Raw genomic sequence first — 20,877 nt, forward strand, 5'->3', positions numbered from 1 at the left:
TACCTTCTTGCCTAGAAATTAGAAAGCAAGAATAACCTCCAGAGGAGGTTTTTACCCTCTCACCTAGAAATGAGAAAGCTAAGAAGGTCCAGTGGACCTTTTTAGCTTGAACATTCAAATAGAAAGCGAGTTACGATTATGAAAGCACTAGGTACACAAACTATAGAAACTGAACGATTGATTTTGAGGAGATTTGTGGAAGGTGATGCTCGAGCCATGTTTGATAATTGGGCTTCACGCTCAGAAAATCTAACTTATGTGACTTGGAATCCACACCTGAATGTCGAACAGACTCGAAATTCTATTGGCAATTGGGTAAAATCCTATGACGATCCAAATTACTACAAATGGGCCATTAGTCTCAAAGAAAATCCAGACTATGTCATTGGAGATATTAGTCTGGTCAGTGTGGATGAAGAAAACTTTAGCTGTGAGATCGGATATATCTTAGGAATGGACTACTGGGGACGAGGACTCATGACAGAAGCCTTGAAAGCAGTTTTATCATACTGTCTAGATGAGATTGAATTTGAAGAGGTTGATGCTTGCTATGTAAGTCTAAACCCAGCATCTGGTCGTGTGATGGAAAAGGCGGGTATGACTTTTTGGAAGACGATTCCAAATGCAGTTGAACGAAAAGGCTATAAGGCTGATAAAATTTATTATCAAATCAAAAAATAAGATGGAAAGTTAAGCTTTTCCATCTTATTTTTGTAATATACTTTTTAATCAAAATAAAGCAAATCTTTGCTGGTACTTGTAAAGAGGTCGAAACCCTCTTTGGTAACAACACCACAATCTTCGATGCGGACACCAACTTTACCAGGGATGTAGATACCAGGCTCAACTGAGAAGCACATGCCTTCTTCGATAACCATATCGTTTCCTTCCATGATGGATGGGAATTCGTGGACGTCCATACCAATACCATGACCGAGACGGTGGTTGAAGTACTCACCGTAGCCAGCTTTTTCGATCACTTCACGAGCCGCACGGTCAACCTCATGAGCTGTTACACCAGGTTTGATAAAGTCAAGGGCAGCTTGTTGGGCTTCGAGGGTCAAGTTGTAGATATCTTTCTTGAATTGGTCAGGTTTACCAACAGCGACTGTACGAGTCATATCTGATGCATAACCATTCACCATCACACCGAGGTCAAAGAGGAGAAGGGCATTGTTTTCAACCTTGTTAGCTCCAGGGATTCCGTGTGGATTCGCAGCATTATCACCAGTCAAGACCATGGTATCAAAGCTCATTTCATAGCCTTCACGTTTCATGGCAAAGTCAATCTGAGCAATGATATCAGTTTCCGTATTATCAAGAGAGATATTATCAAAACCAACTTTAACAGACTTGTCGGCGTAAATACCCGCTACCATCATCTTTTGCACTTCGTCTGCAGATTTGATTAAGCGCATGCGTTGGATCAATGGAGTTAAGTTTTCAAACTCAGCACTTTCAAAGACAGTTTTCAAACCGTGATATTTGGTCAAGATGAGATTGTCAAACTCAACTGCTACACGTTTGAAATCAAGCTGTGGCAAGGCGTTTTGGATTTTCTTCCAAGGATTTTCAGAGTCCACATAACCAACTACTGGGAATGAAACAGAGCTAGTTGCACGCTCAACCTCAAGGGCTGGAACAAAGAGAAGTGGTTCCTGGTCTGCAAGGACAAAGAGGAACATTTGGCGTTCGTGTGGATCACTGTAAAAACCAGTGAGGTAATTGATAGTGACGGGGTCAGATACGACAGCGACGTCTAGCTTTTCTGATTCAAGATAAGTTAAGATTTGTTGTAATTTAGACATATGCTACCTTCTTTCTATCCCTCTATTTTTGCAAAAATTAGTAGAAAATGCAAGGGAGAAGGGGAAAAGAGCCTAAAAAAATTCCAACAGCTAATAGCATGTTGGAATTTAAATATTAATTGAAGTCTGCCTTGCTTTTTACATCGCTGTATTCTTCAGCAACTTCTTGGCTAAGGATATCCTCGTAAGTTGGTAGAACAATGTCCTGACCATATTTTTTCTTAAGAGCAGTAGTGACCAAGCGATAGGCTAGGTTGGCGTTACGAGATAAGATAGGCCCGTGGAAATAAGAACCAAAAACATTTTTATAGTGAACGCCTTCACCGATTTTCTCTTCATTATTTCCGTTTCCGTATACGACCTGCCCCAATGGTTTTTGGTCATCTGAGAGGAAGGTGCGGCCTTGGTGGTTTTCAAAGCCATAGTAGGTTTCATCAAACTCTTCATTATGAATTTTAATGTCACCAATGAATCGGTTATTGGTTTGGTTGAGTGTGTAATGTCCCATGACACCTAGACCTTCGATGCGTCTTCCGGAAGCTTCAATATAGTATTGGCCTAATAGCTGGAAGCCACCACAGATAGCAAGGACGACACCATCATTTTGGATAAAGTTGTCGATACTTTCTTTTTTAGCAGGCAAATCACCAGCAATGATGCTCTGTTCAAAGTCTTGGCCGCCGCCGAAAAAGGCAATATCGTAGTGATGTTCATCGAAATTATCATGAAGCGAAACGATATCAACTGTTACATGTGCACCCAGCTTTTCAGCGACGTACTTGAGCATGAGGATGTTTCCATTATCTCCGTAGGTGTTCATGAGATTCCCATAGAGGTGGGCGATATTTAGTTGGTAAGGATAAATGCCGTCTTTTGAGGAAAGTGAAGTATAAACCATTAGTTCATCTCCTTTCTAACAAGTTGACGATTGGCTAGTAATTCTCGGAATTCTAGCATAGCCGTATAAGTCGCAAGAATATAGGCATGCTTGCAGTCTTGGGCTTCGATCGTCTTGAGAACTTGTTCCAGGCTACTTGTTTCAGTGATCTTTTCAGCTGGATAGCCAGTAACACGTAGACGACGAGCAATTTCAGAATGACGAACGCCACCCGCATTGATTTCAGGAATGTCCATATCAGTAATTTGCTCAAAGTCAGCATCCCAAATCCAGCTGGTATCAATCCCGTCCGCATAGTTGGCATTGAGGAGAACAGATAGACTAAATGGGTAAGGAGCTAGTTTGATCATTTCGATGGCCTGGGTAGCACCAACAGGATTTTTAATAAGAACTAGTGTGCATTCCTTGTCACCAATCTGAAAGGTTTCTTGGCGTCCAAAGACAGCACGGCTCTTGTCAAAACCTTGCTTGATAAGTTGTGGCTCAGCTCCGAGGAAGCGAGCAATAGCAACCGCAGCCAGAGCATTGTAGATGTTGTAGAGACCACCGATTTGAATACCGTATTCTTGACCGTCGATGACAAAGCGAGAGCGATTGTTGGTTAACTCAACCAATTTAGTCAGACGATAATCCAGCTCAGGACGCTTGCATCCACAATTATCACAGATATAAGCTCCCAAGTTGGCATATGTATTTAGCTCATATTTCAAAATACTTTGACATTCAGGGCAGAGGATACCTTCAGTATTGTAGTGAGCAAGCTTTGCTGGACCTTTTTCCAAATCAAAACCAAAATACTGAACAGGATTTGGAATTGTAGGTTGGTAGAAAAGAGGACTGTCACCATTCAGCAGAACAGTAGCAGTAGGAACTTTCCGAATAGCGTCCAAAATCATGTTGTAGGTCGTATAGATCTCACCGTATCGGTCCATCTGATCACGGAAGATATTAGTGATAACGAAAAGACTAGGCTGGATATAGTCACAGATATGTGAGAGACTAGCTTCGTCGATTTCAAGAACTGCTATATTTTTTCCAGTTTTTGAAGATTTTGCAGTCAAGAAAGTAGTCGTGATTCCTGTTATCATGTTGGCACCACTAGGATTAGTTAAAACTTGACCATAAATTTCCTTTAGGATACCGACAGTGAGAGCGGTTGTCAAGGTTTTTCCATTGGTACCAGTTACCACAACAATCTCGTAGTTCTTCGCTAAATGTTGTAAAATATCTTTATCAAATTGAAGGGCAAGTTTTCCAGGGAGCGTACTTCCACGTCCAAGACGACTCAAAATAAAATGAGAAGAACGCCCAGTAAGAAGGCCCAAAGTAGTTTTTAATTTCATGTTTCTATTATATCATAAATGCTGAAAAAGACAGATTTGAGATTTTAGAAAAAGAAAAACAGCCCAAGGTGGGCTGTTCGATGCGATGAAATTTCAACTTAAATCGCAAACAAGTCATTCAAGTTCTCAGCCAAGGTTGGGTGAGTGAAGATTTGTTTTGTGAAGTAAGTGTATGGGATTTTGTTGTCCATAGCAACAGTAATGATGTTGATGATTTCTTGTGACCCTTCTGAAAAGATAGTTGCACCTAAAATTTCTTTAGTTTCAGTGTTGACAACAGCTTTGAAGGCTCCACGAAGGTCTCCGTTTACGTGACCACGAGGCATAGCAGCGACAGGAATTTCCTTAACAGCATATGGAAGTTTCAAATCAGCTGCTTGGCTTTCAGTCAAACCAACTTGTGAAAGGGCAGGTGTGATAAACATAGTGTTTGGCACATTGAGGCGATCTTCAAGTGTGTAGCTGCCATCACCAGCAAGGTAGCTGTAGACAACACGGAAGTCATCAAGTGAAATGTAAGTAAATTGAAGGCCACCGTTGACATCTCCAACTGCAAAGACACCAGGAACGTTTGTTTGACAATGTTTGTCTACTTTAATAGCCCCACGTTCAGTAAGTTCAATATCTGTATTTTCCAGTTGAAGTGGCTCTACGTTTGGTTTACGTCCAGTTGCGTAGAGAAGGGCATCGAAACGGTAGGTTTCGTTTTCAGTTACGACAAGGACTTGGTCGCCGTCGTTTTTGATTTCAGTAGTATGGATATTTTGAAGGAGTTCAATGCCGTCTTCTTCCATGTATTGTTTAGCAAGAGCTGCGATGGAAGGTTCTGCACGAGGTAAGAAAGTGTCCATTGCATCTAAGACTGTGACCTTGCTTCCAAGTTTATTGTAAAGACCAGCAAATTCAAGACCGATATTACCACCACCAAGAATTCCAAGTTTTTCAGGCAATTGTTCCAAGTTTTGGATGCCTGTTGAGTCAAAGACATTCTTGCTAGTCGCAAGACCTGGAATTGGCAATACGTTTGAAACAGCACCAGTGTTGATGACGATTGTTTCAGCAGTTAGTTCTTGTTTTTCGTCACCTGCTTGAATTTCGATGACCTTGTTTGAAACAAAGTGGGCTTCGGCATCAATGATATCAACTCCAGTACCAGCGATTGTAGCATAGTTTTTAGCATTGAGGCGACTGGTAATCGTATTTTTTGTTGCCATGACTTCGGTAAATGACAAGTCCTTTTCTGCAGCAACTAACAAGGTTTTAGTTGGAATACAACCAATGTTGATACAAGTTCCACCGTACATAGCCTTGTTGCGCTCGATAAGAGCAACTTTTTTTCCAGCAGAAGCCAGCTTAGAAGCCAGAGTTTTACCTGCCTTACCAAATCCAATGACAATTAAATCGTATGTTAACATTTTTAAATCCTCCTGTTCGATTTTCATTCTAGCACAAGAAAAAGACTTTTGCACAAATCTGCTACGGAAAATTAAAGAGACTTCCGCCTTGAGAGCAAGTCATTTATGAATGTTATTGATTAATCAAATTGAAGATATTACGAATACTTAAGCTAAAAAATCGTTTACATGATTTAATCAGATGGTCTGACTATCTTTTAACCATTTCTTGTGTTATACTAGATAAGTTGCAAAGAAAGCAGTACTTTTCTTTTGTGGAAAAGAAGCAACACGATCTTTCATAGAAGATATGAAAATACGTCATGAAAAGAAAAGTATAAACTAAGCGCTATAGGGTGGCTTCGCACCACCTTTAGAAAGAAGAAAAACGTGAAATTTAATGAATTTAACTTGTCTGCTGACCTTTTAGCAGAAGTTGATAAAGCTGGATTTGTAGAAGCAAGTCCTATCCAAGAGCAAACTATTCCTTTGGCTCTTGAGGGAAAAGATGTTATCGGTCAAGCACAGACTGGTACAGGGAAAACAGCAGCCTTTGGCTTGCCAACCCTTGAAAAAATTCGTACAGAAGAAGCGACAATCCAAGCTTTGGTGATTGCACCAACTCGTGAACTTGCAGTTCAAAGCCAGGAAGAACTCTTCCGTTTTGGTCGAAGCAAGGGAGTCAAAGTCCGTTCAGTCTACGGTGGTTCAAGCATTGAAAAACAAATCAAGGCTCTTAAATCAGGGGCTCATATCGTAGTAGGAACACCAGGACGACTTCTTGACCTGATTAAACGTAAGGCCTTGAAATTGCAGGACATTGAAACTCTCATCCTTGACGAAGCAGATGAGATGCTCAACATGGGATTCCTTGAAGACATCGAAGCAATCATCTCTCGTGTACCGGAAAATCGTCAAACCTTGCTCTTTTCAGCGACTATGCCAGATGCTATCAAACGTATTGGTGTTCAGTTCATGAAAGAACCTGAGCATGTGAAAATTGCTGCTAAAGAATTAACAACAGAACTGGTAGACCAGTACTATATCCGCGTTAAGGAACAAGAAAAATTTGATACCATGACTCGTCTCATGGATGTTGATCAACCTGAGTTGTCTATCGTCTTCGGTCGTACTAAACGTCGTGTGGATGAGTTGACTCGTGGGCTTAAAATCCGTGGTTTCCGTGCAGAAGGGATTCATGGAGATTTGGACCAAAACAAACGTCTTCGTGTCCTTCGTGATTTTAAAAATGGCAATCTTGATGTCTTAGTTGCAACAGACGTGGCTGCTCGTGGTTTGGATATTTCAGGTGTAACTCATGTTTACAACTATGATATCCCACAAGATCCTGAGAGTTATGTTCACCGTATCGGTCGTACAGGTCGTGCAGGTAAGTCAGGTCAGTCTATTACCTTCGTTTCACCTAATGAAATGGGTTATCTACAAATCATTGAGAACTTGACTAAGAAACGTATGAAAGGTCTCAAACCTGCAAGTGCAGAAGAAGCCTTCCAAGCTAAGAAGCAAGTAGCTCTTAAGAAAATTGAACGTGATTTTGCGAATGAGGAGATTCGTAGCAACTTTGAGAAGTTTGGCAAGGATGCTCGTCAATTAGCCTCAGAATTCAGCCCAGAAGAATTGGCTATGTATATCCTCAGCTTAACTGTTCAAGACCCAGATAGTCTTCCTGAGGTTGAGATTGCACGTGAAAAACCTTTACCATTTAAACCATCTGGTGGTGGCTTTGGTGGCAAAGGTAAGGGAGGTCGTCGTGGAGATGACCGTCGCGATCGAGATCGCCGTCGCGACAATCGACGTGGTGAACGTCGAGATGACTTCAAAAAAGGCAGTCGCAAAAACGACCGCTTTGAGAAGGAAAAACGTTACCGTAAGGATAATAAAAAACCACGCAATACTTCAAGCGAGAAGAAAACTGGTTTTGTAATCCGTAACAAGGGTGATAAATAATAAAAAAGCGGTTCGCTGAGGTGGAACGCTTTTATATATAAGGAGACCGAGAGTCAAGAAAAGTTTCATACGAGAAAATAGATTTATATATTTGTTATCTTGTAATATTATATTATCAAAAATTTAGGGACTTGTCAATAAGAAAATTTAAAAAACTAGTAAAAATTTTCGAACAGTCATGAATTGCAATTCAATAAACAATTTTCAGATAATTATTGAAATAATGGGCATTTTATGATATAATGGGAGCGATTAAATACGAGGTGAAAAATGGCACATTTATTAGAAAAAACGAGAAAAATTACGTCTATCCTGAAGCGTTCGGAGGAGAAATTACAAGATGATCTTCCATATAATGCCATCACACGCCAATTAGCGGATATTATTGATTGCAACGCTTGTATCCTAAATAGTAAGGGACGTCTTTTAGGATATTTTATGCGCTACAAGACTAATAATGATCGTGTAGAGCAATTTTTCCAATCAAAAATTTTTCCTGAGGACTATATTCAAGGTGCAAATATGATTTACGATACAGAAGCAAATCTGACTGTAGATCATGAATTAAGCATCTTTCCAGTTGAGAGTCGTGCAGATTTCGCAGAAGGTTTGACAACCATTGCTCCAATCCATGTTTCTGGGATTCGTTTGGGATCTTTGATTATCTGGCGTAATGATAAGAAATTCGAAGATGAGGATTTGATTCTTGTTGAGATTGCTAGCACTGTGGTTGGTATTCAGCTTTTGAACTTCCAACGTGAAGAAGATGAGAAAAATATCCGCCGTCGCACAGCAGTGACTATGGCGGTCAATACACTATCATATTCTGAATTGCGTGCAGTCTCTGCGATTTTAGCAGAACTAGATGGCAATGAAGGACAATTAACTGCGTCAGTCATTGCAGACCGTATCGGTATTACGCGTTCTGTGATTGTCAATGCCCTTCGAAAACTCGAATCAGCAGGAATTATTGAAAGTCGTTCACTGGGGATGAAGGGAACTTATCTTAAGGTCTTGATCCCAGATATCTTTGAAGAAGTGAAAAAGAGGGACTATTAATGGCTAAGGCTTTAATTTCGATAGACTATACAGAAGATTTTGTAGCGGATCATGGGAAATTGACAGCAGGAGCTCCTGCTCAAGCAATATCAGAAGCGATCAATCAGGTGACTAGATTAGCATTTGAGCGTGGAGATTATATTTTCTTTACCATTGATGCTCATGAGGAAAATGATGTCTTTCATCCAGAAAGTAAACTATTTCCCCCTCATAATCTGATTGGGACTAGCGGGCGTAATCTATATGGTAAGTTAGCTGAATTTTATCAGGAACAGGCCCAGGATAGTCGTGTTTTCTGGATGGACAAACGTCACTATTCAGCTTTTTCTGGCACAGATTTGGATATCCGACTGAGAGAGCGTCGCGTGGATACAGTCATCTTAACAGGAGTTCTTACAGACATCTGTGTATTGCATACGGCTATCGATGCCTATAATCTTGGGTATCAGATAGAAGTTGTCAAGCCAGCAGTCGCATCTATTTGGCCTGAAAACCATCAGTTTGCACTTGGACATTTTAAGAATACATTAGGAGCGAAACTCCTTGATGAAAACCTAATTGAAATCAAAGAATAATGTATTCAAAAAAACTGAAAAAATCTGAAAAAAGTGTTGACAAAGTTTGTGAAAGTTGATATACTAGTAAAGTAATCGACGCGGGGATGGCGGAATTGGCAGACGCGCAGGACTAAGGATCCTGTGACCGCTTTAGGTCGTGAGGGTTCAAGTCCCTCTCTCCGCATAGGAAAAGAGTTAGCTTCGGCTAGCTCTTTATTTTTATATAAACAAGGGCAAAGATTTTGCTCTTTTTTTGTGATTTCATAAACATTTCATATTTGGATATTATAATAGTCTTACAAATATGGAGGTGCTATATGAATCCCACTCAAAGAGCCTGGGCTTACGTCAGCAGAAAACGACTGAGAAGTCTCATATTATTCTTGATTCTATTTGTCTTATTGGCAGGAATATCGGCTTGTTTGACGCTTATGAAGTCCAACAAAACAGTAGAAAATAATCTCTATCTCTCATTGAATACATCTTTTTCTATTAAAAGAATAGAAGCAGATCAGACTTTTCAATTGTCTCAACTAGACGAGCTTAAACAGATAAAAGGGCTTGAGAGGATTTCACCTGAACTAGAAACAATAGCCAAGTTAACTGACAAAGAAGTGGTAACTGGAGAACAAAGTATCCAAAGGGATGATTTGACAGAGGCTGAAAAAAATCTTATCAGTTTGATTGCATTAGAAGACTCTTCCAAGGATGTTTCTTTTACAAGTTCCGCCTTTACCCTTAAAGAAGGAAGACATATCGAAAAAGGGGATCGAAAAAAAATCTTAATCCACGAAGATTTAGCCAAGAAAAACAATCTAAAAGTAGGAGATAAGATTAGCTTAAATCCTGGTCAAGTAGAAGAAAATAGTGGACAAATGCTAGACTATGAAATCGTAGGTATTTTCTCAGGTCAGAAGCAAGAGAAATTCACCGGTCTATCATCAGACTTTAGTGAAAATATGGTCTATACAGACTACGAAAGTAGCCAAACTCTTCTTAGAAATAAGGAAGATCAAGTCACTGCAGCTCGTTTCTATCTCGAAAATCCAAAAGATATGGATGGCATCATTCAAGAGGTTGAAAAACTATCTCTGGGAAACCAAGGGTTCCAAGTTGAAAAGGAAAATAAGGTCTTTGAACAAATCAAGGATTCAGTTTCGACCTTCCAAACCTTCCTACAGATTTTCCTCTATGGCATTATGATTGCTGGTGTAGGAGCGCTGATCTTGGTCTTGTCACTTTGGTTACGAGAGCGAGTCTACGAGGTTGGTATTTTATTGGCACTAGGTAAAGGGAAAATAGCAATCTTTAGCCAATTCTGCCTAGAAGTCATCCTAGTTTCATTGGCATCTATTTTGCCGGCATTTGTAGCTGGGAATGCTATTACTTCCTATCTCTTGAAGACTGTACTTGCAAGCGGCGACCAAGCTGCATTACAAGATACGCTAGCAAAAGCAACGAATCTTTCAACAAGTCTTCTATCATTTGGAGAATCTTATATTTTCCTACTTATCATCAGCTGCTTGTCAGTTGCACTTTGTTTCCTATTTTTATTTAGAAAATCACCGAAAGAAATTTTATCATCCATCAGTTAATAAAGGAGAAATCATGACTTTACTACAATTACAAGATCTTACTTATCGTTATAAAAACACTGCAGAAGCAGTATTATATAAAATCAATTACGATTTTGAACCTGGTAAGTTTTATAGTATTATCGGAGAATCAGGAGCTGGGAAGTCAACACTCTTATCTCTCTTAGCAGGACTTGATAGCCCAGTCGAAGGTGCTATCCTATTCAAAGGCAAGGATATTCGTGAACAAGGATATTCTTATCATCGCATGCACCATATCTCGCTAGTATTCCAAAACTATAACCTGATTGATTATCTTTCTCCATTGGAAAATATCCGCTTGGTTAATAAAAAAGCTAGCAAGGATACCCTTCTTGAACTTGGTTTAGATGAAAGTCAAATCAAGCGGAATGTTCTCCAATTATCAGGTGGACAGCAACAACGTGTTGCCATTGCTCGTAGTCTGGTATCTGAGGCGCCAGTGATTTTAGCGGATGAACCAACAGGAAACCTGGATCCTAAGACTGCTGGGGATATCATCGATTTGCTCAAATCTCTCGCTGAGAAAACAGGCAAGTGTGTGATCGTTGTGACCCACAGTAAGGAAGTGGCACAGGCGTCAGATATTACACTTGAATTGAAGGACAAGAAACTGACTGAAAAATAGAGTCTACTTCTTAAACTTTTGGAATTGCTTTAGTAAACTATTAAGGAATTATAAACGAAGTGATTCTTAAACAGTTATTTCCCGCTATAGTGGTATCCTAGATAATAACTTTGTTATTATCTAGGACGGGATTTTTGAGACAGATGGCTCAAAAATTAGGGATGAAATTCTAAAATGAAGTTGCTCCCGTCCGCACTATTTAAGGGAAATAAAGAAATATAAAAACATATAAGCGAAGTAAATCTAGAAAGGAATCTTATGTTACACAACGCATTTGCCTACGTCACAAGAAAATTCTTTAAGTCTATTGTGATCTTTCTTATCATTCTCTTGATGGCTAGTTTGAGTTTGGTCGGCTTGTCTATCAAGGGTGCGACAGCCAAGGCTTCTCAAGAAACCTTTAAAAATATCACCAATAGTTTCTCCATGCAAATCAACCGCAGGGTCAATCAAGGAACTCCACGTGGTGCGGGGAATATCAAGGGTGAAGATATTAAAAAAATTACTGAGAATAAGGCTATTGAATCCTACATCAAACGGATTAATGCTATCGGTGATTTGACAGGCTATGAACTGATTGAAACGCCTGAAACCAAGAAAAATCTAACTGCAGATCGAGCTCAACGTTTTGGAAGTAGCTTGATGATAACAGGAGTCAATGACTCTTCTAAAGAAGACAAGTTTGTGTCAGGCTCTTACAAACTAGTCGAAGGTGAGCATTTAACAAACGATGACAAATACCAGATTCTCATGCACAAAGATTTGGCTGCTAAACATGGCTGGAAGGTAGGAGATAAGGTCAAACTGAACTCCAATATCTACGATGCAGATAATGAAAAAGGAGCCAAAGAAACAGTAGAGGTAACGATCAAAGGACTTTTTGATGGACATAACAAATCTGCTGTAACCTACTCACAAGAACTCTATGAGAATACAGCTATCACAGATATTCACACAGCTGCCCAACTCTATGGTTATACAGAAGATACAGCTATTTATGGAGATGCTACCTTCTTTGTGGCTGGAGATAAGAACCTAGATACTGTCATGCAAGAACTAGGGTCTATCAACGGCATCAACTGGAAGATGTATAGCTTGATTAAGAGTTCATCTAACTATCCTGCCCTTGAACAATCTATCTCAGGCATGTACAAGATGGCTAATCTGCTTTTCTGGGGTAGCTTGAGCTTCTCTGTTCTTCTACTTGCTCTCTTACTGACACTATGGATTAACGCCCGTCGTAAAGAGGTTGGAATTCTCCTTTCAATTGGTCTAAAACAAGCAAGTATTCTAGGACAATTTATCACAGAAGCAGTTATGATTGCGATTCCAGCACTTATTTCAGCTTACTTCTTAGCCAACTATACAGCTCGTGCCATTGGAAATACTGTTCTTGCAAATGTCACATCAGATGTGGCTAAGCAGGCTAGTAAGGCAGCCCAAGCCTCTAATCTTGGTGGTGGTGCAGAAGTCGACGGCTTTAGCAAGACACTTTCAAGTCTGGATATTTCCATTCAACCTTCTGACTTTGCTATCATCTTTGTACTTGGATTAGTTCTAGTGGTACTAGTTATGGCACTTGCTTCAAGCAATCTCCTCTTTAAACAACCAAAAGAACTCTTGTTGGATAGTGAATAAAAAACCTGCTACCTATTCTCACTCAAATGAGATATAATATAGGTAGCATTTTTGATAGAAAAGGATTTATATGAAAATTCTAATTGTAGAAGATGAAGACATGATTCGCGAGGGAATTAGTGATTATTTGACGGATTGTGGCTATGAAACCATTCAGGCAGCAGATGGCCTTGAGGCCTTAGAACAATTTTCCAATCACCAAGTTGCCTTGGTTCTCTTAGATATTCAAATGCCGAAACTCAATGGTTTAGAGGTTTTGTCAGAAATCCGAAAAAGTAGTCAAGTACCAGTCTTGATGTTGACAGCCTTTCAGGACGAAGAATATAAGATGAGTGCCTTTGCTGCATTAGCAGATGGTTATTTGGAAAAGCCTTTTTCTCTATCTTTGTTAAAAGTACGAGTGGATGCCATCTTTAAACGTTATTATGATACTGGTCGTATTTTTACCTATAGGGACACCGAGGTAGACTTTGACAGTTATAGCGCCAAAGTAGCTGGTCAAGAAGTTGCAGTGAATGCAAAAGAACTGGAAATTTTAGATTATCTGGTTAAAAATGAAGGACGGGCCTTAACTCGGTCGCAGATTATCGATGCTGTATGGAAGATGACAGATGAGGTCCCTTTTGACAGAGTGATCGATGTCTATATCAAGGAACTACGGAAAAAATTGGATTTAGACTGTATTTTTACCGTGCGCAATGTTGGTTATAAATTGGAGAGAAAATGAGACATTCAGGTTTATTTAAAAAGATTTTTATCTATACCTTCTCGGTATTTTCTACCTTGGTCATTTGTTTGCATTTGGCCATCTATTTTCTCTTTCCTCTGACCTATCTCAGTCACCGTCAGGAAAGCATCGGGCAAAAGTCTACAGAAATTGCCCAATCCCTCCAAGGAAAGGATAGTCAGTCTATCCAAGAAGTCCTTGAACTTTATTCTAAAAGCAGTGATATTAAGGGAGCTGTTAAGGGAGAGATGACTCAGGATAAGTTGGAAGTCAAGGACAATCTTCCCATTGATAAACAACGACAGACAGCTTCCTTGGTTATTGAGGAAAGAGAAGTTCAAACTAAGGATGGTCAGACCATGACCTTGCAATTCTTGGCATCTATGGATTTGCAGAAAGAAGCAGAAGACATCAGTCTTCAATTTCTGCCTTATACTTTATTAGCGTCTTTCATCATTTCGCTCCTCATCGCCTTTATCTATGCTAGAACCATTGTTGCTCCTATTTTGGAAATCAAACGAGTGACTCGACGGATGATGGATTTGGATGCAGAAGTGAGGTTGCGCGTGGATTCTAAGGATGAAATTGGCGATCTCAAAGAACAAATCAATAGCCTTTATCAGCATCTCTTGACGGTCATTGCAGACTTGCATGAAAAGAACGAGGCCATCCTCCAGCTGGAAAAGATGAAGGTTGAGTTTTTGCGAGGTGCTTCCCACGAACTGAAAACACCTCTAGCTAGTCTAAAGATTCTTCTGGAGAATATGAAAGCCAATATTGGACGCTATAAGGATCGGGACCATTATCTGGGAGTTTCTCTGGGTATCGTGGATGATTTGAGTCACCATGTCCAGCAAATCCTATCTCTTTCTTCAGTGCAAGAATTGCGAGATAGGAAAGAAGAAATCAACCTTCTTGAAATGACAGATTTTCTCTTAAAGGATTATGATTTATTAGCCAAAGAGAGAAAAATCACTGTAGAAAATCAACTGACTGACCAACAAACTTATCTAAATTCTTCAGTACTAAAGCTGATTCTTTCCAATCTTATCAGTAATGCTGTGAAACACTCTGTTCAAGGTGGTTATTTAAAAATTGGAGCAAAAGATGATTGGGTCTTTATAGAGAACGCCTGTACACCTGAGGAACAAGATAAATTTGAACAATCCTTCACGTCCTCTAGTCGACAAAGCAAGGGAGCTGGTTTGGGACTCTTCGTCGTCAAAAGTTTATTGGAAAACGAAGAAATTGACTATCGCTTTGAAAGACATGATGATCACTTGGTATTTTATATGAATTTGCCTGAGAACAAGGATTAGACCAAGTGGGAAAAGGTTTACATATCTGAAAATAGAAGAAATTCAATCGAAACTACGGGAAAAACTAGCTTTTTTTGCTAAAAAGTGATAAAATGAACAATGTAAATGGGATGTCCCATAAAAATATACAGGAGGCCTGATAAAATGGCAATCGTTTCAGCAGAAAAATTTGTCCAAGCAGCTCGTGACAACGGTTATGCAGTTGGTGGATTTAACACAAACAACCTTGAGTGGACTCAAGCTATCTTGCGCGCAGCAGAAGCTAAAAAAGCTCCAGTTTTGATCCAAACTTCAATGGGTGCTGCTAAATACATGGGTGGTTACAAAGTTGCTCGCAACTTGATCGCTAACCTTGTTGAATCAATGGGTATCACTGTACCAGTAGCTATCCACCTTGACCACGGTCACTACGAAGATGCACTTGAGTGTATTCAAGTTGGTTATACTTCAGTTATGTTTGATGGTTCACACCTTCCAGTTGAAGAAAACCTTGAAAAAGCTCGTAAAGTTGTAGAATTTGCTCACGCAAATGGTGTATCAGTAGAAGCTGAAGTTGGAACTATCGGTGGTGAAGAAGACGGAATCATCGGTGATGGTGAATTGGCTCCAATCGAAGACGCTAAAGCAATGGTTGCAACTGGTATCGACTTCTTGGCAGCTGGTATCGGTAACATCCACGGTCCTTACCCAGAAAACTGGAAAGGTCTTCACCTTGATCACTTGCAAAAATTGACTGAAGCTGTACCAGGCTTCCCAATCGTATTGCACGGTGGTTCAGGTATTCCTGATGATCAAATCCAAGCAGCTATCAAACTTGGTGTTGCTAAAGTTAACGTTAACACTGAATGCCAAATCGCATTCGCTAACGCAACTCGTAAATTTGCTCGTGACTACGAAGCAAACGAAGCAGAATACGACAAGAAGAAACTCTTCGACCCACGTAAATTCTTGGCTGACGGTGTCAAAGCTATCCAAGCATCAGTTGAAGAACGTATCGACGTATTCGGTTCAGAAGGTAAAGCTTAATTAGGCTATAGATAGAAAATCTCGCTACGGCGGGATTTTTCTTGTATAATGAATCTAGGAAATGTCATACGGAGGCAATGAAAAGATGAAATTCAAAGAGAGAATATTTAGTGGTGTCATTGATCGGCCGGTGGGGTTTGAAGATTCTTTTGGGAATGTCTATCCGATTAACTATGGCTACATACCTGAACTGATGGGGGGAGATGGCGAAGAGCAAGATGTTTATATTGTTTCCCGTGATCAGCAACAGCCTCTGGAAGTCTTTACTGGAAAGTTGGTTGCTATCATTCGACGTCGTGATGATATAGAAGACAAGTGGGTTTTAGCGCCCTTGGATGAGAAGGTTAATAAAGGTTTGATTGCAGAGCAGACCTATTTTATGGAGCAGTATTTTGATTCTTGGATTGAAATGGTGGAGGAGAATAATGATTCAAGTAAGGGAGGTTATAAATAAGGATGAAAAATCTTTTCTTACGGCAGAAATTCTAACTGATTTGCAAAGTTGTTTGGAATTCATGAAACCTCCGGAGCATATATTGATGACTCTTTAATTGCAGTTTTAGCTACACTAGGTTCATTTGGAAAGCTTGTTGACATTGGATTGCTAGCGATTATAGGTTTTTCGATGTTTAGGTGTGAGAAGATTACAGTACTTGTGAAAGGAAAAATAGATATGATATTCGATCAGTCCTTGCAAGCCTACCTACATGAAGTAGATGATGTTCTTGTAGCTTGGGAAGAAAAACCAAGTGGAAATTTTGAGATAGAAGCTCAGTTGCTTGCAGCTAATTACCATAAAAATAGAACTCGTATTCTTGCTTTTATACTGCCTCATTTACAAGAATTTTATGGGTATTTCACAGATGAAGAAGCTACTGAAAAATTGGGTAAACCCATCATCGAGCCAGAAAGACAAACCGTTACTTTCTGCGATCAAACTTTTGATGATATTCATATCTTTTCTTTTGACTATCAGGGTCAGGCATTTGAGAGTCTGGAGAATTTTGCCATTGATGGTTAAGGTCTGTTTTCAGTTTTAAAAAGAAGGAGAGAGACTGATGAGTACTGCTGATTTTGTCTTTATTGAGAGTAAAGACCCCATATTCCTAGATTTACAAGCCTTTTGTACTGCTTTGAGAGAAAAATTCCCAGGTATTTTGATCAGAGAAAGGACGAATCCTGAAAAAGCTTACTCGCTTTCTTGGGATTATCAAAGTCCTCAGCTTACCTTGGAAAGTTCTTTAAGTAGCAAGAAAAATGTTTTTGTGATTGATTACTTTGATTCAACAAATAGATTACAAGATTATGCCTCCTATATCATCTGGCTTCGGAAATGGTTTCCACCTGAAGAGAAAGTTTCCTTTTGTGATGAAGGTTATGAGTATGTGTTTGAACTTCCTAGTGATTTATCCCAAAAGGAGTTGGAAAACTACTTACGAACAAGGTTTGATGAGTGAAGAAGAAGTTCAAAAACGAATAATGATATGGAAAAGTTGAAAAGGAGAATCAGATGCTTACCAAAGATGATATGTTAGTTGCTTTGCATGATGCAATTACTGAAGACCAAGAATTTGAGTTGGCAGACGAGATTGTAGATGCCATGGAGGCTTACCCTCAACCCTTTGATTTGGTTGACCCCGTCTTAGACTTTATTTCCAAGCATCCAGAAGTAGATTTTGGGGCTCCAGGTGAGTTGGTTCACTTTGTGGAGCGATTTTATCATCAAGGCTATGAGGAATTATTGATGGAGTCAGTTCTAAAAAGTCCAACTGTACATAACATCTGGATGCTTCATCGATGCTATAATCACAATGATCCAAATCTAGTCCGGAAAATTCAGACTTTGGTTGGAGAACTGAAGAAGGATAAGACTCTTGATTTACAAGTAAGAAGCATGATTGAAGACTTAACTTGGTAGAGGAAGGTGGTACAACATCACCTTTTTATCTTTTCTTAGGGATAAAAATTTTCGATATAAATTAACACTTGTTTTCCATAGATATTTGCACTATAACAGGGTGTTATTAGGGCTTTCTTTCCTTATGTTGAAAAAGAAGGCAGGTTTTTTGGTGTCTTAAGTAAACTATAAAACATAATTTTTGATTAAAAGTATTATTTTAAAAGAGAAATCTCTAATTTTATAATCTATAAGCAAACGCTTGCATTCCTTTTTTTATTGGATTATAATAGGTTGGTATAAATCCTTCTGTAATAATATTGAGAAGGTGGAGAAAGTAAGGATTTAGAATATTTGTAGTCAAAAATACAATGTTGTTTCTTACGATAGGGAGATAGATATGACAATGATAGAAGTGGAACATCTTCAGAAAAATTTTGTGAAGACAGTTAAGGAGCCGGGGTTAAAGGGAGCTTTGCGCTCCTTTGTTCATCCTGAAAAGCAGACCTTTGAAGCGGTCAAGGATTTGACTTTTGAAGTTCCAAAAGGGCAGATTTTAGGATTTATCGGGGCAAATGGTGCTGGGAAGTCAACCACCATCAAAATGCTGACAGGAATTTTGAAACCGACATCTGGTTTTTGTCGGATTAACGGCAAGATTCCGCAGGACAATCGCCAAGATTATGTCAAGGATATTGGAGTCGTTTTCGGACAACGCACCCAGCTATGGTGGGATTTGGCTCTGCAAGAGACCTACACGGTTTTAAAAGAGATTTATGATGTGCCAGACTCGCTCTTCCATAAGCGTATGGACTTTTTGAATGAAGTCTTGGATTTGAAGGAATTTATCAAGGATCCCGTGCGAACTCTTTCACTGGGTCAACGGATGCGGGCGGATATTGCGGCTTCCTTGCTTCACAATCCCAAGGTTCTCTTTTTAGATGAACCGACTATTGGTTTGGATGTGTCGGTCAAGGACAACATTCGTCGGGCCATTACTCAGATCAATCAAGAGGAAGAAACAACCATTCTCTTGACCACTCACGACTTGAGCGACATTGAGCAACTCTGTGATCGGATTTTTATGATTGATAAGGGGCAGGAGATTTTTGATGGAACGGTGAGCCAGCTCAAGGAGACCTTTGGCAAGATGAAGACTCTCTCCTTTGAACTGGTGCCAGGTCAAAGTCATCTCGTCTCTCAATATGAAGGTCTGCCTGATATGATAATTGATAGACAAGGAAATACTCTCAACATTGAATTTGATAGTTCTCGCTACCAGTCAGCTGACATTATCAAGCAAACCCTGTCTGATTTTGAGATTCGCGATTTGAAGATGGTGGATACGGATATTGAGGATATTATCCGTCGCTTCTACCGAAAGGAGCTCTAAGATGGTCAAATTGTGGAGACGTTATAAACCCTTTATCAATGCAGGGATTCAGGAGTTGATTAGCTATCGAGTCAACTTTCTACTTTATCGGATTGGCGATGTCATGGGGGCTTTTGTCACTTTCTATCTCTGGAAGGCTGTCTTTGATTCCTCGCAAGAGTCTTTGATTCAGGGCTTCAGTATGGCGGATATCACCCTCTACATCATCATGAGTTTTGTGACTAATCTTCTGACTAGGTCGGATTCTTCCTTTATGATTGGTGATGAGGTCAAGGATGGGTCCATTATCATGCGCTTGTTGCGACCAGTGCATTTTACGGCTTCTTACCTCTTTACGGAGCTTGGTTCCAAGTGGTTGATTTTTATCTCTGTTGGACTGCCATTTTTAAGTGTCATTGTTTTGATGAAAATCTTGTCTGGGCAAGGTATTGTAGAAGTACTGGGATTAACCATCCTTTATCTCTTTAGCTTAACCCTGGCTTATCTGATTAACTTTTTCTTTAATATCTGCTTTGGGTTTTCAGCTTTTGTATTTAAAAACTTATGGGGTTCCAATCTACTCAAGACTTCAATAGTGGCCTTTATGTCTGGCAGTTTGATTCCCTTGGCTTTTTTTCCAAAGGTGGTTTCAGATATTCTGTCCTTCTTGCCTTTTTCATCCTTGATTTACACTCCAGTCATGATTATTGTTGGGAAATACGATGCCAGTCAGATTCTTCAAGCACTTTTGCTTCAGCTTTTCTGGCTTATAGTGATGGTGGGCTTGTCTCAGTTGATTTGGAAACGAGTCCAGTCATTTATCACCATTCAGGGAGGTTAGTATGAAAAAATATCAACGCATGCATCTGATTTTTATCAGACAATACATCAAGCAAATCATGGAATACAAGGTCGATTTTGTGGTTGGTGTCTTGGGAGTCTTTCTGACTCAAGGACTAAACCTCTTGTTTCTCAATGTCATCTTTCAACACATCCCCTCGCTAGAGGGTTGGACCTTTCAAGAAATTGCTTTTATCTATGGATTTTCCTTAATTCCAAAGGGATTAGATCATCTCTTTTTTGACAATCTCTGGGCTTTAGGTCAACGACTAGTTCGAAAAGGGGAGTTTGACAAGTATCTGACTCGTCCTATCAATCCTCTCTTTCACATCCTCGTTGAGACCTTTCAGATTGATGCCTTGGGTGAACTTTTGGTCGGTGGAATTTTACTAGCGACAACGGCGACTAGCATTGCTTGGACTCTTCCTAAATTCCTGCTTTTTCTAGTTTGTATTCCTTTTGCGACCTTGATTTATACTTCCTTGAAAATTGCAACAGCCAGCATCGCTTTTTGGACCAAGCAGTCAGGTGCTATGATTTACATTTTCTATATGTTTAATGACTTTGCCAAGTACCCGATTTCCATTTACAATTCATTTCTTCGATGGTTGATTAGCTTTATCGTTCCTTTCGCCTTTACGGCCTACTATCCTGCCAGCTATTTCTTGCAGGACAAGGATGGACTCTTTAATATTGGTGGTTTGATTCTGATTTCTCTTATCTTCTTTTGCATCTCTCTAAAACTTTGGGACAGGGGGTTAGACGCCTACGAAAGTGCTGGTTCGTAAGA

Annotated in this window: 21 protein-coding genes and 1 tRNA gene; 18 read left to right on the plus strand and 4 right to left on the minus strand. The window is 39.6% G+C overall.

Annotation, left to right across the window (positions count from 1 at the left end; all coding sequences use genetic code 11):
• Positions 1-138 precede the first annotated feature (138 nt).
• Positions 139-681, plus strand: coding sequence for a GNAT family N-acetyltransferase (locus HMPREF2728_RS04305; RefSeq protein WP_075227149.1), 543 nt, complete (start codon positions 139-141; stop codon positions 679-681).
• Between the two features lie 44 nt (positions 682-725).
• Here HMPREF2728_RS04305 and HMPREF2728_RS04310 read toward each other — a convergent pair whose 3' ends face one another.
• From HMPREF2728_RS04310 to HMPREF2728_RS04325, 4 genes are all read right to left on the minus strand, one after another.
• Positions 726-1,808, minus strand: a complete 1,083-nt coding sequence (locus HMPREF2728_RS04310; protein WP_075227150.1) for a M24 family metallopeptidase — start codon at positions 1,806-1,808, stop codon at positions 726-728.
• Between the two features lie 115 nt (positions 1,809-1,923).
• Positions 1,924-2,706, minus strand: a complete 783-nt coding sequence (gatD, locus tag HMPREF2728_RS04315; RefSeq protein ID WP_075227151.1) for a lipid II isoglutaminyl synthase subunit GatD — start codon at positions 2,704-2,706, stop codon at positions 1,924-1,926.
• Positions 2,706-4,049, minus strand: coding sequence for a lipid II isoglutaminyl synthase subunit MurT (murT, locus tag HMPREF2728_RS04320; RefSeq protein WP_075227152.1), 1,344 nt, complete (start codon positions 4,047-4,049; stop codon positions 2,706-2,708). Before murT ends, gatD begins: the two co-directional genes overlap by 1 nt.
• 98 nt (positions 4,050-4,147) lie before the next feature.
• A complete protein-coding gene (locus HMPREF2728_RS04325; RefSeq protein ID WP_075227153.1) occupies positions 4,148-5,464 on the minus strand; it encodes an FAD-containing oxidoreductase in 1,317 nt (438 codons plus the stop codon).
• A 369-nt stretch (positions 5,465-5,833) separates the two neighbouring features.
• Here HMPREF2728_RS04325 and HMPREF2728_RS04330 point away from each other — a divergent pair, with 369 nt between their 5' ends.
• The 17 genes from HMPREF2728_RS04330 to HMPREF2728_RS04410 all read left to right on the plus strand — a co-directional run bounded on the left by HMPREF2728_RS04330 (position 5,834) and on the right by HMPREF2728_RS04410 (position 20,875).
• On the plus strand, positions 5,834-7,411 hold the full coding sequence (locus HMPREF2728_RS04330) for a degradosome RNA helicase CshA (RefSeq protein WP_075227154.1): 1,578 nt from the start codon (positions 5,834-5,836) through the stop codon (positions 7,409-7,411).
• 270 nt (positions 7,412-7,681) lie between these two features.
• A complete protein-coding gene (gene codY / locus HMPREF2728_RS04335; RefSeq protein WP_075227155.1) occupies positions 7,682-8,470 on the plus strand; it encodes a GTP-sensing pleiotropic transcriptional regulator CodY in 789 nt (262 codons plus the stop codon).
• On the plus strand, positions 8,470-9,045 hold the full coding sequence (locus HMPREF2728_RS04340) for a cysteine hydrolase family protein (protein ID WP_075227156.1): 576 nt from the start codon (positions 8,470-8,472) through the stop codon (positions 9,043-9,045). Before codY ends, HMPREF2728_RS04340 begins: the two co-directional genes overlap by 1 nt.
• A gap of 80 nt (positions 9,046-9,125) precedes the next feature.
• Positions 9,126-9,211: transfer RNA gene (locus HMPREF2728_RS04345), tRNA-Leu, on the plus strand.
• A 133-nt stretch (positions 9,212-9,344) separates the two neighbouring features.
• Positions 9,345-10,622 (plus strand): ABC transporter permease, encoded by a 1,278-nt coding sequence (locus tag HMPREF2728_RS04350; protein ID WP_060955992.1) that lies wholly within the window; start codon positions 9,345-9,347, stop codon positions 10,620-10,622.
• Between the two features lie 13 nt (positions 10,623-10,635).
• Positions 10,636-11,268 carry an ABC transporter ATP-binding subunit Vex2 gene (gene vex2 / locus HMPREF2728_RS04355; protein WP_060955991.1) on the plus strand — a complete coding sequence of 211 codons (633 nt, stop codon included), beginning with the start codon at positions 10,636-10,638 and terminating at the stop codon, positions 11,266-11,268.
• A gap of 258 nt (positions 11,269-11,526) precedes the next feature.
• A complete protein-coding gene (gene vex3 / locus HMPREF2728_RS04360) occupies positions 11,527-12,906 on the plus strand; it encodes an ABC transporter permease subunit Vex3 (protein WP_060955990.1) in 1,380 nt (459 codons plus the stop codon).
• Positions 12,907-12,976: 70 nt separating this feature from the next.
• Positions 12,977-13,633 (plus strand): response regulator transcription factor VncR, encoded by a 657-nt coding sequence (gene vncR, locus HMPREF2728_RS04365; protein ID WP_060955989.1) that lies wholly within the window; start codon positions 12,977-12,979, stop codon positions 13,631-13,633.
• Complete coding sequence (gene vncS / locus HMPREF2728_RS04370) at positions 13,630-14,952, plus strand: sensor histidine kinase VncS (RefSeq protein WP_075227157.1); 1,323 nt, start codon at positions 13,630-13,632, stop codon at positions 14,950-14,952. Before vncR ends, vncS begins: the two co-directional genes overlap by 4 nt.
• Positions 14,953-15,096: 144 nt before the next feature.
• Positions 15,097-15,978 (plus strand): class II fructose-bisphosphate aldolase, encoded by an 882-nt coding sequence (locus HMPREF2728_RS04375; protein WP_060955987.1) that lies wholly within the window; start codon positions 15,097-15,099, stop codon positions 15,976-15,978.
• A gap of 85 nt (positions 15,979-16,063) precedes the next feature.
• The gene (locus HMPREF2728_RS04380) at positions 16,064-16,432 is read left to right on the plus strand and encodes an inorganic diphosphatase (protein ID WP_060955986.1); all 369 of its coding nucleotides are present in this window, start codon (positions 16,064-16,066) and stop codon (positions 16,430-16,432) included.
• A gap of 219 nt (positions 16,433-16,651) precedes the next feature.
• Complete coding sequence (locus HMPREF2728_RS04385) at positions 16,652-16,999, plus strand: hypothetical protein (protein ID WP_060955985.1); 348 nt, start codon at positions 16,652-16,654, stop codon at positions 16,997-16,999.
• A gap of 37 nt (positions 17,000-17,036) precedes the next feature.
• Positions 17,037-17,435 carry a hypothetical protein gene (locus HMPREF2728_RS04390; protein WP_021154464.1) on the plus strand — a complete coding sequence of 133 codons (399 nt, stop codon included), beginning with the start codon at positions 17,037-17,039 and terminating at the stop codon, positions 17,433-17,435.
• Between the two features lie 53 nt (positions 17,436-17,488).
• On the plus strand, positions 17,489-17,896 hold the full coding sequence (locus tag HMPREF2728_RS04395; RefSeq protein ID WP_075227158.1) for a hypothetical protein: 408 nt from the start codon (positions 17,489-17,491) through the stop codon (positions 17,894-17,896).
• Between the two features lie 379 nt (positions 17,897-18,275).
• Positions 18,276-19,268: an ABC transporter ATP-binding protein gene (locus HMPREF2728_RS04400; RefSeq protein WP_075227159.1), complete on the plus strand. Its 993-nt coding sequence runs from the start codon at positions 18,276-18,278 to the stop codon at positions 19,266-19,268.
• A 1-nt stretch (position 19,269) separates the two neighbouring features.
• Positions 19,270-20,088, plus strand: coding sequence for an ABC transporter permease (locus tag HMPREF2728_RS04405; RefSeq protein WP_075227160.1), 819 nt, complete (start codon positions 19,270-19,272; stop codon positions 20,086-20,088).
• 1 nt (position 20,089) lies between these two features.
• Positions 20,090-20,875: an ABC transporter permease gene (locus HMPREF2728_RS04410; protein WP_075227161.1), complete on the plus strand. Its 786-nt coding sequence runs from the start codon at positions 20,090-20,092 to the stop codon at positions 20,873-20,875.
• The last annotated feature ends 2 nt before the right edge of the window (positions 20,876-20,877 follow it).

This window comes from Streptococcus sp. HMSC061D10, assembly GCF_001808865.1.
GTDB lineage: Bacteria > Bacillota > Bacilli > Lactobacillales > Streptococcaceae > Streptococcus.